The sequence below is a fragment of the Mycobacterium saskatchewanense genome, from assembly GCF_010729105.1.
GTDB lineage: Bacteria > Actinomycetota > Actinomycetes > Mycobacteriales > Mycobacteriaceae > Mycobacterium > Mycobacterium saskatchewanense.
The window spans coordinates 3,228,175-3,241,134 of record NZ_AP022573.1 but is presented as its reverse complement, the minus strand read 5'-3'; the positions used below and the strand labels follow the sequence as shown (position 1 = coordinate 3,241,134).

Annotated in this window: 11 protein-coding genes; 10 read left to right on the top strand and 1 reads right to left on the bottom strand. The window is 69.1% G+C overall.

Going from position 1 to position 12,960, the window contains the following annotated elements:
• Position 1: 1 nt before the first annotated feature.
• The 10 genes from G6N56_RS15230 to G6N56_RS15185 all read left to right on the top strand — a co-directional run bounded on the left by G6N56_RS15230 (position 2) and on the right by G6N56_RS15185 (position 11,994).
• Positions 2-1,336, top strand: a complete 1,335-nt coding sequence (locus G6N56_RS15230; protein ID WP_142280553.1) for a PPE family protein — start codon at positions 2-4, stop codon at positions 1,334-1,336.
• Positions 1,337-1,614: 278 nt separating this feature from the next.
• Positions 1,615-4,947 carry a formate dehydrogenase gene (gene fdh, locus G6N56_RS15225; protein WP_163645125.1) on the top strand — a complete coding sequence of 1,111 codons (3,333 nt, stop codon included), beginning with the start codon at positions 1,615-1,617 and terminating at the stop codon, positions 4,945-4,947.
• Entirely contained in the window at positions 4,922-5,893 is a 972-nt protein-coding gene (locus G6N56_RS15220; protein ID WP_085255383.1) for a 4Fe-4S dicluster domain-containing protein, read from the top strand. The genes fdh and G6N56_RS15220 overlap by 26 nt, the downstream gene beginning before the upstream one ends.
• A gap of 7 nt (positions 5,894-5,900) precedes the next feature.
• Complete coding sequence (gene nrfD, locus G6N56_RS15215) at positions 5,901-6,986, top strand: NrfD/PsrC family molybdoenzyme membrane anchor subunit (protein WP_085255207.1); 1,086 nt, start codon at positions 5,901-5,903, stop codon at positions 6,984-6,986.
• A gap of 106 nt (positions 6,987-7,092) precedes the next feature.
• Positions 7,093-8,079, top strand: coding sequence for an LLM class F420-dependent oxidoreductase (locus G6N56_RS15210; protein WP_085255208.1), 987 nt, complete (start codon positions 7,093-7,095; stop codon positions 8,077-8,079).
• Between the two features lie 176 nt (positions 8,080-8,255).
• Positions 8,256-9,200: an SRPBCC family protein gene (locus G6N56_RS15205; RefSeq protein WP_085255209.1), complete on the top strand. Its 945-nt coding sequence runs from the start codon at positions 8,256-8,258 to the stop codon at positions 9,198-9,200.
• Positions 9,197-10,366: a zinc-dependent alcohol dehydrogenase gene (locus tag G6N56_RS15200; RefSeq protein WP_085255210.1), complete on the top strand. Its 1,170-nt coding sequence runs from the start codon at positions 9,197-9,199 to the stop codon at positions 10,364-10,366. Before G6N56_RS15205 ends, G6N56_RS15200 begins: the two co-directional genes overlap by 4 nt.
• A gap of 15 nt (positions 10,367-10,381) precedes the next feature.
• Positions 10,382-10,936 carry a type 1 glutamine amidotransferase domain-containing protein gene (locus G6N56_RS15195; protein ID WP_085255211.1) on the top strand — a complete coding sequence of 185 codons (555 nt, stop codon included), beginning with the start codon at positions 10,382-10,384 and terminating at the stop codon, positions 10,934-10,936.
• A gap of 105 nt (positions 10,937-11,041) precedes the next feature.
• Positions 11,042-11,743 carry a HemK2/MTQ2 family protein methyltransferase gene (locus G6N56_RS15190; protein WP_264020410.1) on the top strand — a complete coding sequence of 234 codons (702 nt, stop codon included), beginning with the start codon at positions 11,042-11,044 and terminating at the stop codon, positions 11,741-11,743.
• Entirely contained in the window at positions 11,740-11,994 is a 255-nt protein-coding gene (locus tag G6N56_RS15185) for a CDGSH iron-sulfur domain-containing protein (protein WP_232069062.1), read from the top strand. The genes G6N56_RS15190 and G6N56_RS15185 overlap by 4 nt, the downstream gene beginning before the upstream one ends.
• Here the strand turns inward: G6N56_RS15185 and G6N56_RS15180 are convergent.
• Positions 11,921-12,958, bottom strand: a complete 1,038-nt coding sequence (locus G6N56_RS15180) for an iron-containing redox enzyme family protein (protein ID WP_085255212.1) — start codon at positions 12,956-12,958, stop codon at positions 11,921-11,923. The genes G6N56_RS15185 and G6N56_RS15180 overlap by 74 nt on opposite strands.
• Positions 12,959-12,960: the final 2 nt, after the last annotated feature.

Sequence of the window (12,960 nt, the reverse complement as noted above, 5' to 3'; positions counted from 1 at the left end):
CATAGATTTCACAGCGTTGCCGCCGGAGGTCAACTCGGGCCGGATGTATGCAGGAGCAGGTGCGGGTCCGCTGATGGCGGCCGCGGCGGCCTGGGACGGTATCGCAGCGGAGATGAGTTCGGCGGCGAACTCGTATCAGGCGGTGGTTTTGGAGCTGACCAACGGACCCTGGGTTGGTCCGTCGTCGCTGTCGATGGCCGCTGCGGCGGCTCCGTACGCGGCGTGGATGGACACCACCGCAGCGCAGGCTGAGCAGACGGCAAACCAGGCCCGCTCCGCCGTGGCCGCCTACGAGGCCGCGTTTGCCGCGACCGTGCCGCCCGCGGTGGTCGCGCAGAACAGGTTGCTCCTCGCGACGTTGGTCGCCACGAACATCCTCGGCCAAAACACCCCGGCGATCATGGCGACCGAAGCGCACTACGCCGAGATGTGGGCCCAGGACGCCGCGGCGATGTACGGCTACACCGTCGCGTCGGCGGGAACGGTCCAATCGATTCAATCCACGCCATTCAGCGCTGCACCGCAGACCACCAACGGATCCGGGTCGAGCACCCAGGCCGCTGCTGCCACTCCGGCGGCGGGTTCCACCGCATCGCAGATTGTGCAGACCCTGGGATCGGGTAACGGGCCGCTGAGCTGGCTGACAGACCTTCTGAACAACCCGTGGATCACCGGTTACGAAAGCCTGACGAGTGCCGGGGCTTTGGCTCCGTACGCGTCGTTATCGGACGGAGTCCTGTTCAACGCGTGCGGTGTCCTGTTCGATATCGTCCCCATGACCAGCGCGGGAATGATCCCCGGCGTCGCGGCAGCGCAAGCCACGGTCGCCGCCGCGGCGCCCGCTGACGCGGCGGCCGCCGCGGCGAGCCTGGCGGGCTCTCATAGTGGCGACGCCTCGGCCGCCATAGGTCGGGCGGGCACAGTCGGCGGCCTCTCGGTACCGCAGTCCTGGGCCAGCGCGGCGCCCGAGATCCGGCTTGTCGCAAGAGGTTTGCCGATGGCTGGTCTCGACGCGCTACCGCAGGTGGTGTCCCTACCGGGCGGTGGCTTCGGCGGCATGCCCGGAATTGGTCCGATCGGCAGTGTGGTCAATGCGCCACGAAATGGCGAGACCCGATCCCGGTCCCAGGCCAAAGCAGGTGGGCAGCAGCCCGGCGCGGGCGGCGGCCACGGCGAGACGAAGGTCCGCTGGGCGAACTTCGACGAGTTCCCCACGGACGGGAAGCCGATGAGTGAACACGAAAAGCTGCGCAAGGCGATCGCCGAGGTCGCCAAGGAACGTGATGTGCTCACACGTTCAGCAGCCATGCTCATCAATGAAGCTCTGCAAAGGTGAGGCGCTGAGAACCTGGACGACGCCGGATCCCCGCTTACCCTTCTGCGCTGGTCGCGAACTGCGCGATCCAGCCCGCCGACTGTCCGAGACGGCCGAGTCGGCAGCGGGGCCGTGGACAGGGGCAGCCGGTTCAATTCCCGCACCGCGCATGAACTTCGCGGCAGTCACGGGCTGCGTCGGAGCCCGCCCGGACGCCGTCGGCTTCCGTTGGCGCAGCAAAACTGAGAGTTAGGACGCACGCCAGGGCCCAGCCTCGTCATACCCACTAGGGTGGGGGTATGGCCCCGATAAAAGACCCGCGCAAGCTTTTCCTGGAATGGCCCGTGCTGCGCCAGCTGCGTTCGGGAGATAAATTCGGCCGCGGGTCGGCCGTCACGTCCCAGCACACGCGCGCCGTGGAGCCGCGCACGACGACGGCAGACCGGGTAGTGCAGAGCGTGTGTCCCTACTGCGCGGTGGGCTGCGGCCAGTTGGTCTACGTGAAGGACGAGAAGGTCGTCCAGATCGAGGGTGACCCCGGCTCGCCCATCTCGCGGGGACGCTTGTGCCCCAAAGGTTCTGCGAGTGAGCAGCTGGTCAACTCCCCCGGCCGGCAGGTGCACGTGCTGTACCGAGCGCCGCGCTCGACGGAATGGCAGCGCCTCGAGCTCGACACCGCGATCGACATGATCGCCGATCGCTTCGTGGAATCCCGCCGCCACACCTGGCAGGACATCGACAAGAAGGGCCACCCCCTGCGCCGCACCATGGGGATCGCGGCCCTCGGCGGCGCAACCCTGGACAATGAAGAGAACTACCTCATCAAAAAGCTCTTCACCGCCGCGGGCGCGATCCAGATCGAGAACCAAGCTCGCATTTGACACTCCGCCACGGTTCCCGGTCTGGGAGCCTCCTTCGGGCGCGGCGGCGCCACCCAAACCCTGCAAGACATGGCCAACGCCGACTGCATCGTCATTCAGGGCTCCAACATGGCCGAGTGCCACCCGGTCGGCTTCCAGTGGGTCGAGGAAGCGCGGGCGCGCGGCGCGCGGATCATCCACGTCGACCCGCGGTTCACCCGCACCTCGGCGGTGTCGGACCGGCACATCCCCATCCGGGCCGGCTCGGACGTGGTGCTGCTGGGCGCGTTGATCAACCACATCCTCACCAATGACCTGTGGTTCAAGGAATACGTCGTCGCGTACACCAACGCCGCCACGCTGATCAACGACAAATACCGGGACGCCGAGGATCTCGGTGGGCTGTTCTCCGGCTACGACCCCGAGACCGGGCAGTACGACACGTCGACGTGGGCGTACGAACAGGAGGAGAACGGCCAGATCGAGTCGCCCGGTGGCGGCCACACGCACGGCGCGACGGCGGCGCAGAGCGCGGCCGGCCACGAGCAGGGCAGCGGCGGCCCGCCGCTCGCGCACGCCCGGGTGAAGCGCGACGAGACCCTGCAGCACCCGAGGACCGTGTTCCGGATCCTCAAGCGCCACTACGCCCGCTACACGCCCGAGATGGTGACCGACGTCTGCGGCATCAGCCGCGCGGATTTCGACTACCTCGCCCGCTCGATCGTCGAGAACTCCGGGCGCGAGCGCACCACCTGCTTCGCGTACGCCGTCGGTTGGACGCAGCACACCCTCGGGGCCCAATTCATCCGCACCGCAACCATTTTGCAGCTGCTGCTGGGAAACGTGGGCCGGCCGGGCAGCGGCATCATGGCCCTGCGCGGCCACGCCACCATTCAGGGCTCCACCGACATCCCGACGCTGTTCAACCTGCTGCCCGGGTATCTGGCGATGCCCAAGGCCGGCGTCCACGACACGCTCGCCGACTACCTCGACGCCGTCGGCTCCAAGAAGCAGAAGGGCTACTGGGCCAACGCCGACACCTACATGGTCAGCCTGCTCAAGGCGTGGTGGGGCGACGCGGCCACCGAGGACAACGACTGGGCCTACGGCTACCTGCCCCGGCTCTCCGGCCCGCACGGCACCTACCAGACCGTCACGGCGATGCTGGCCGACGAGGTGGAGGGCTACTTCCTGCTGGGCCAGAACCCCGCGGTCGGGTCGGCGCACGGCCGGATGCAGCGACTCGGCATGTCCCACCTCAAGTGGCTGGTGGTCCGCGACCTCAACCTCATCGAGTCCGCCACCTGGTGGAAGGACGGGCCGGAGATCGCGTCGGGCGAGCTGAAGACCGAGGATATCGAGACCGAGGTCTTCTTCCTGCCGGCCGCCTCGCACGTGGAGAAGGCGGGGTCGTTCACCCAGACGCAGCGGCTGGTGCAGTGGCGCCACAAGGCCGTCGATCCGCCGGGGCAGTGCCAGAGCGAACTGGCGTTCTTCTACGAGCTGGGCAAGCGGATCAGGGAGCGGCTGGCCGGCTCCACCGACGAGCGCGACCGCCCGTTGCTGGACCTCACGTGGGATTACCCGACCGACGAGGACGGCGATCCGCACGGCGAGGCGGTGCTGGCCGAGGTCAACGGGTATCACGTCACCGGCGCCCATGCCGGCACGCCGTTGTCGTCCTACACCGAGATGCGTGCCGACGGATCGACGGCCGGCGGATGCTGGATCTACACCGGGGTCTACGCGGGCGCCGTCAACCAGGCGGCCCGGCGGGTGCCGCAGGGCGGCCCGTCGCCGAGCCAACAGGAGTGGGGCTGGGCGTGGCCCGCCGACCGCCGCATCCTCTACAACCGCGCCTCCGCCGACCCCGAGGGCAAGCCGTGGAGCGAGCGCAAGAAGCACGTCTGGTGGGACGCCGATCAGCAACGCTGGGTCGGCTACGACGTGCCCGACTTCGTCGCCGACCGGGCGCCGGGCAGCCGGCCCGATCCGGACGTCGGGGGTCCCGACGCGCTCGCGGGGGACGACCCGTTCATCATGCAGGCCGACGGCAAGGGCTGGTTGTTCGCGCCGCAGGGCGTGGTCGACGGGCCGCTGCCCACCCATTACGAGCCGCAAGAGTCGCCGGTCGCGAACCCGCTGTACCCCCAGCAGCGCAACCCCGCGCGAATCACGTTCCCGCGCAAGGACAATCTGAGCGCGCCCAGCGCCGGTGAGCCCGGGGCCGACGTCTATCCCTATGTCTTCACGACGTATCGGCTCACCGAGCATCACACCGCCGGCGGCATGAGCCGGTGGCTACCCTACCTGTCGGAGCTACAACCGGAGATGTTTTGCGAGGTGTCCCCGGAGTTGGCCGCCGAGCGCGGCCTCGAACCCTACGGTTGGGCGACGATCGTCTCGCCGCGCGCCGCCATCGAGGCGCGGGTGCTGGTCACCGAGCGGATGAGCCCGCTCGTCGTCGGAGGCCACACGGTCCACCAGATCGGCCTGCCCTACCACTGGGGCGTCGGGAGCGACGCTGTGGTCAGCGGGGACGCGGCCAACGATCTGCTCGGCGTGACGCTGGACCCCAACGTGCAGATCCAGGAATCCAAAGCGGGGTCCTGCGACATCCGCCCGGGCCGCCGGCCACAGGGCGAGGAACTGCTCCGGCTGATCGCCGAGTACCAGTCCCGGTCGGGCGCCACGGTCGAGACCGGCAATGTTTTGGTGAGCGACGCCGCGCGGGAAGGAGGAGCCGATGGGACAACTGAGCGGACCGACTGACCCGACCGTCGACGCCGGCTGGGCGGAACCCAAGCCGCGCAAGGGGTTTTTCACCGACACCTCGATCTGCATCGGCTGCAAGGCCTGCGAGGTCGCGTGCAAGGAGTGGAACCGCAACCCGCGCGACGGCAACCTGGAACTACTGGGGTCGTCCTACGACAACACCGGCGCACTGGGTGCCAGCACATGGCGCCACGTCGCGTTCATCGAACAGGGTCGCGACCGCATCGAGGAGGCGCGCGAATCCGGGCGCGCCCTGGTGGGTTTGGGGATGCCCGCCGTTCGGAAGGCCGACGAGAAGCCGGACCTCACGCCGCCGGACACGCCCGAATTCCGCTGGCTGATGTCGTCGGACGTGTGCAAGCACTGCACCCACGCCGGCTGCCTCGACGTCTGCCCGACGGGCGCGCTGTTCCGCACCGAGTTCGGCACGGTCGTCGTGCAGGCCGACGTGTGCAACGGGTGCGGCACCTGCGTGGCCGGCTGCCCGTTCGGCGTGGTCGAGCGCCGCAGCGACGGCACGTACGCGACGCCGGCCGAACGGCCGGGCCGTCCCGCCGAGAAGTTCGTCACCGGGGTCGCCCAGAAGTGCACCCTCTGTTATGACCGCCTCGTCGAGGACCAGATCCCGGCCTGCGCCAAGACCTGCCCCACCACGTCGATCAAATTCGGCGACCACGACGACCTGGTTGTCACGGCGCGGGAACGGGTCGCGGCGCTGCACGCCGAGGGGCGTACCGAGGCCCGCCTCTACGGCGCCAACGAGCACGACGGGGTGGGCGGTACCGGGTCGATCTTCTTGCTGCTCGACGAGCCGGAGGTCTACGGGCTGCCGCCGGATCCGCGGGTGTGCACGGCCGACCTGCCCCAGATGTTCAAACGGGCGAGCATGGCCGCGGCGGGGATGGCTGCCGCCGCGGTGCTGGCCTTCTGGAAAGGCCGGTGAGGCTCGGATGAGTACCTCCGAATACGACAGCCTGCGTCCGCCGGAGCCTCCAGGAGGCAGGCGCCGCAAGGGCAAGCGCGGCGGACGGCGGGGCGGGGGCGACGGCTCGCGCGAAATGCCCATGGTCCCGGAGGTCGAATTCTCCTCGTACTACGGGCGTCCGGTGGTGAAACCCCCGCCCTGGGGACACGAGGTGGCCGCGTACCTGTTCCTGGGCGGCGTGGCCGGCGGGTCCGGTCTGCTGGCCGCCGGAGCGCAGCTCACCGGGCGAAATACGTTGCGCCGCAACGCGCGGCTGTCGGCGTTGGTCGCGGTGATGCTGGGCGCGGTCGCGCTGGTCAAGGACCTCGGCCGGCCAGAGCGGTTCGTCAACATGCTGCGAACGGTCAAGCTGACCTCGCCGATGAGCATCGGCTCGTGGATCCTGAGCTTCTTCAGCGCCGGAATCGGGATCGCCGCGATCTCAGAGGTCGACCGGATGACCGGAGAGCGAATCCCCTTGGGCCCCTTGCGACCCGTGCTGCGCGCCGTGGAGGGACCGGCCGGACTCGAGGCGGCCGTCTTCGCGCCGCCGCTGGCCGTCTACACCGCCGTGCTGCTCACCGACACCGCGAACCCGACCTGGAACGCCGCGTACCGGGACCTGCCGTTCGTGTTCGTCAGCTCGGCGAGCCTGGCCGCGTCGGGACTGGCGATGATCACCACCCCGGTCGCCGAGGCGGGGCCCGCCCGCCGGCTGGCCGTCATCGGTGCGGTCAGCGACCTGATCTCCGCCAGGTTCACGGAGTACCGGATGGACCCGGTCACCCGCGAACCGCTGCATCACGGCACGCCCGGCCGGCTGCTGGCCTGGAGCGAGCGGCTGGCCGCCGCGGGGGGTCTGGGAGCCCTGGTCGGCGGGCGGCACCGCGGCGTCGCGGTCGTATCCGGGCTGGCGCTGCTGACGGCGTCCGCGCTGCTCAGGTTCGGTTTCTTCGAGGCGGGACTGGAGTCGGCGCGCGACCCCCGCTACACGATCGAGCCGCAGAAACGGAGGCTGGCGGAGCGCCGCGCGGCCGGAACCGCCGGCGACTCGATCACCACCGCCGGTTGACGCGCGGCGGGCCCGCACCGCCGGCCTCCCGTAACGCGGCGACGGAGAATCGGGCGCTATTCCGCCCCGGCGTTACGCCCGCAAGCCAAGCGGGTAATAGCTTGCTATGACGAATTTCGGCTACACTCTGATGACCGAGCAGAGTGGACCCAAAGATCTTGTCCGCTACGCTATTTCGGCCGAAGAACGCGGTTTCGACTTCGAAGTCTGCAGCGACCACTTCACGCCGTGGCTGATGTCGCAGGGGCACGCTCCCAACGCCTGGACGGTGCTGGGCGCGGTTGCCCACGCCACCGAACGGGTCGAGCTCTACACCTACGTGACCTGCCCGACGATGCGGTACCACCCCGCGATCGTCGCGCAGCAGGCCGCCACGTTGCAGATCCTTTCCGACGGCCGGTTCACCCTGGGTCTCGGCAGCGGCGAAAACCTCAACGAGCACGTCGTCGGCAAGGGCTGGCCGACTGTGGAACGCCGCCACGACATGCTGCGCGAGGCCATCAAGATCATCCGCGAATTGTTCGGCGGCGAACTGGTGGACTGGCGGGGCGACTATTTCCAGGTGGACTCCGCGCGCCTGTGGGACACCCCCGATGTCCCGGTCGAGATCGCGGTGGCGATCGGCGGCAAGCGGGCGGTTGACAAATTCGTCAAGCTCGCCGACCACTTCGTCGCGGTGGAACCCGACAAGGAACTCATCGACGCGTGGCACGCCGCGCGGCAGGCCGCCAACGGGACCCAGGCCGGCCGCGTGGTCGGCCAGATACCGGTGTCCTGGGACCCCGACCGCGACACGGCCATCAAGCGCGCGCACGACCAGTTCCGCTGGTTCGCCGGGGGCTGGAAGGTGAACGCCGACCTGCCGACGCCGGCCGGCTTCGCCGGGGCCACGCAGTTCGTCCGGCCCGAGGACGTCGCCGAATCCATCCCCTGCGGTCCCGACCTGGACGCGATCGTCGAGGCGGTCAAGCCGTACTGGGACGCCGGCTTCACCGATGTGGCGCTGGTTCAGATCGGCGGCGAGACACAGGAACGCTTCCTGTCCGAGGCGGCCGAGCCGTTGCTCGAGGCGCTGCGCGACGCCTCGATCTGATTGCTGGTTTGGGTGAACACCCCCCGGGTATTCGCACGAAACCGTGCGCTTCACGCCGCCGCGGTGGCCGGCGCACGGGACAAGACTGATGGCCGGACCCGTGTGCGGTCCGCTGGGCGATTGCGCCGCAGCGGATTCGCGCATTCGTCGTGTCCGGCGAGGCGAGGGGGTCGTTGATGAGTGATCAATCCGGCAAGATCACCGGGACTTTGGTGAAAGCGCTCGCCGGGGCGAGTTTCGGCCTGGGGCTCAGCGAGCTGCTAGCGCCAGGCAAGGTTGCCGCGGTCGCCGGGGTCGACGAGACGGCCCGGTCGCGGCGCGTCATTCGCGCGCTCGGCGCGCGCGAATGCGGGCACGGCGCGGCGCTGTTGGCCGGCTCCGACCGGCTGGTGTGGACGAGGGTGGCCGGCGACGTGCTGGATACGGCGCTGCTGCTGGCCGGGGTCGCCGCCCGCGGGCCCGGGCGGCGCCGCCGGGGCATGATCACGGCCGTGGCGCTCTCCGGGGTCGGGGCGCTCGACCTCTACACGGCGCTGCGGACCGCCGGCGGGGGCCCGGCCGGGGGCGGCGGCCGACACGCCGGCGGATCGCCACACCGCATGGTGCGCGCGGCCGTCACGGTCCGGAAGTCGCCAGAGGAGGTCTACGGCTTCTTCAGCGACCTGCAGAACCTGCCGGCGTTCATGCACCACCTCAAGTCGGTGACCGTCGACGGTGACGGCCGTTCGCACTGGGTGGCCAACGCGCCGGCCGGCCAGTCGGTGGAGTGGGACGCGCAGACCACGGAGAACGAGCCCGGGAAGCGGATCGCCTGGCAATCGCTGCCCGGCTCGGTGGTCGAGAACGGGGGCAGCGTCGAGTTCGCCCCCACGCCGGACGGAAAGAGCACCGAGGTGCGGGTGACCATCGGGTATCACCTGCCCGGGGGCGCCCTGGGTGAGGCGGCGCTCACCCTGTTGGGCGAATCGCCGGATCAGCAGGTCAACGACGACCTTCGCCGTTTCAAGCAGATCCTCGAGACGGGCCAGGTGATGCGCTCGGAGGGATCGCCGGAAGGGGCCGCGGCCGGCCGGCAGCTGCACCAGCAACCCGCCCAGTCGAACCAAGGAGCGTCCGCATGAAAGCCACCGTCTGGGCGGGCCGCAACAGCGTTGAGGTGCGATCGGTTCCCGATCCCAAGATCCTCAACGACCGCGACGCCATCGTGCGCATCACGTCGACCGCGATCTGCGGATCGGACCTGCACCTCTACGACGGGTACATCCCGACCGTCAAGCGCGGCGACGTGCTCGGGCACGAGTTCATGGGCGAGGTCGTCGAGGTCGGTAAAGGGGTGAAGAACCTCGCCGCCGGCGACCGGGTGGTCGTCCCGTTCCCCATCGCGTGCGGGGCGTGCGCCGCCTGCGAACGCGGCCTGTTCTCGTTGTGCGAGAACTCGAACCCGAACGCGGGCATCGCCGAGAAGTTCATGGGACACTCCCCGGCCGGCCTGTTCGGGTATTCCCACATGCTCGGCGGCTTCGCCGGCGGCCAGGCCGAATACGCGCGGGTGCCCTTCGCCGACGTGGGGCCGCTCAAGATCGACGACGACCTGACCGACGAGCAGGCGCTGTTCCTGTCCGACATCCTTCCGACGGGCTACATGGGTGCCGAGATGTGCGGCATCGCGCCCGGTGACGTGGTGGCGGTGTGGGGCGCCGGCCCGGTGGGCATCTTCGCGATCATCAGCGCGTATTTGCTGGGCGCGTCGAAGGTGGTTGCTATCGACCGGGTGCCGTACCGGCTCGAGCTGGCCCAGAAGGTCGGCGCGACGCCGGTCAACTTCGAGGAGACCTCGGTGCTCGCGGAGTTGCAGGACATCACCGCCGGGCGCGGACCGGACCACTGCATCGACGCGGTCGGCATGGAAGCCCGCAACGGCACGACGGTGGTGGACGCCTACGACCGCGTCAAGCAGGCGATGCGCCTGGAAACCGAGCGGCCCCAGGCGCTTCGGGAAGCGGCCATGAGCTGCCGCAACGGCGGCACCATCTCGATCATCGGGGTGTACGGCGGCCTGATGGACAAGTTCCCCATCGGGGCGGTCATGAACCGGTCGCTGACCATCAAGACAGGCCAGTGCCACGTGCAGCGCTACATGCGGCCGCTGCTGGAGCGAATCCGCAACGGCGACATCGATCCGACGATCATCGTCAGCCATCACCTGTCGCTCGACCAGGCTCCTCACGGCTACGAGATCTTCAAGCACAAGCAAGAACGTTGTACAAAAGTCATTCTCAAACCATGAAAACGGGAGGACACAATGTCGAATGAGTTGCAGGGCAAGAGGATTGCATTCCTGGCGGCCGATGGTGTCGAAAAGGTGGAACTCGAGCGGCCGCGTGAGGCGCTGCAGCAGGCCGGCGCGCAGACCGAGGTGTTGTCCCTGAAGGCCGGCGAGATCCAGGCGCGGAACCACGATCTCGAGCCGGCCGGGACCTTCCCGGTCGACCGCGCCGTATCCGACGCATCGGTCGACGAATTCGACGGCCTGGTGCTGCCGGGGGGCACGGTGAACCCCGACAAGCTGCGCATGGACGCTACGGCCGTTTCCTTCGTGCGTGACTTCGTGCGGTCCGGAAAGCCAGTCGCCGCAATCTGTCACGGGCCGTGGACGCTGCTCGAGGCCGGTGTCGCGGCGGGCAGGACGTTGACGTCCTACCCAAGCATCCGCACCGACCTGCGTAACGCCGGTGCCAACGTGGTGGACGAAGAGGTCGTCGTCGACGGCAACCTGATCTCGAGCCGCTCACCGAAGGACCTGCCGGCCTTCTGCGCCACCATCGTCAAGCAATTCGCCCATGCCCCTTCGGCTTAGTCGCCGCTGGGCGGTGGTTGCTCCGTTTGAACCCATGGGTTTGCGGGCATTATCCACGCCAAGCGTTGATCGCCGCGGCGATCTGTCGAAAGGCCTACATTGACCATCACCTATTCCGAGACCATCGCCTATTCCGACCCCGCCGTCTCGGCCGGCGTCAACGTGTATCCGCCGCAGGACGATTCCCGTCTGCTCGTCGACACCATGCATCAGACGTCGCTCATCGCGGGACGGCGGGTGCTCGACTTGTGCACGGGGAGTGGGTTCGTCGCGATCGCCGCCGCCGAACTGGGCGGCGCCAGCGTGACCGCCTTCGACATCTGTCCGCACGCCGTGCGCTGCTCGCGGGAGAACGCCGCGCTTGCCGGCGTCGAGGTCGACATTCGCGAGGGAACGTGGGTCGATGCGCTGGAGTGCGCACCCTTCGACGTCGTCGTGTCCAATCCGCCGTACGTGCCCACGCCGCCGGGCGGCGACACCGAGGTGATCTGCTCCAGCGCCGGCCCGTCGTGGGCCTGGAACGCCGGGCCGGACGGCCGAATGGTGCTGGACCCCTTGTGTGACGCGGCGCCCAAGCTGGTGACCGACGGTGGGTCTCTGCTGCTGGTGCACTCGGCGCTTGCCGGCGTCCAGCAGTCGCTGGATCGTCTGAAGTGGGCCGGTATGCAGGCCGAAGTCATCGCTTCCAAATGGATTCCGTTCGGCCCGGTGATGTCGGTGCGGGCCAAGTGGCTCGAAGACACCGGGCACATCCCCCGCGGGCGCCGCGAGGAGGAGCTGGTGGTGATCAGGGCGGACAAGCCGTGACCACCACTCGCGTCCAGGTGGTGGCGGGCGGCCCCGTGCTCGTGTCGGGGCCGGTGCGGATCGAGATGCCCGGCGGTGACGTCGTCGAGTCGGATCGGTTCATGGTCGCGATCTGCACGTGCCGTCGCAGCGGCGATTACCCGTTGTGCGACACCAGCCACCGCAGGTGCCGAAACCTCAAAGGCTCCGCGCGTCGGGTCGACCCGGGGGCGTCCGCAACGACGTCCGACCCTGCTGCCACGACGCCATGAGCCGGTCGGCGAGCCGGTCTTCGACCGAGGCGTGCGCGCGGATACCGAACACGACGTCGCCGTCGAGGAGGGGTTCGCGTCCGACCAGATCGCCGACCACGTCGCGCACCACATGCTCGTGCACCGCGTCGGCCTCGACGTGCTCGCTGTAGAACTCGACGCAGGCCGCCGGTGCGGCCATCCGCCGCAGCGCCTGAACCATCCGCTTGGACCCGGGGGGCGAGGTGATCTCCGTCGACGCGAAGTGTCCGATCGCGGCGCCGCGCAGCGAGCGGTGCAGACCGAACAGTGACATCAGGTTGACCGCCGCCAGCGACTCGGCGGGGACGGCGTCGATGTAACCCAGGTAGGTCGAATCCAGGCCGGCCGCCGATAGCAGATCGGCGAAGAGCTGCTGATGCAGGCGGGGGCCCTGCCCCGCGCCGTATTCGTCGAACTCGACGGCCACGAACCCCGCCTTGGCCCGACCCATCAGGCGGGGGATCGCCCAGGCGTGGGGGTCGCCCTCCTTGAGGTGGTAGATCGATCGGTGCACGAAGTACTCGCACATCTGCCGCCACGTTCCGGAGTCGCGCAGGAAGTACGACGGGCCCGTCCCGTCGGCCGGCTCGATCGCGATCGCCTCCATTTCGGCCGCCGCCGTGTGATCGGGCTCGATGGGCCCGACTTCGCGCCGCACGCCCGCCAGGAACTCACGCTCGAGCTCGGAGCGCAGCTGCAGGAGTGCGGGGTTCCACTCCCATTCCGGGTCGACGCCCGCGAAGCCGCGGTAGTGCAGCTCGTAGCACATGGAGAGCGCCAGCTGCAGGTCCAGACCGTAGGGGTCGGAGTCGCGAACGGATGCGCCGATGCGGGTCAGCTGGTCGCGGGAGGGCGGCCCGGTCAACGCCCGACGGACAGCCGTCGACAGCGGCCCGTGGGCCGCCGGCAGGACCGGTTCAACCGTCGTCGATGCGTGAGTCACGC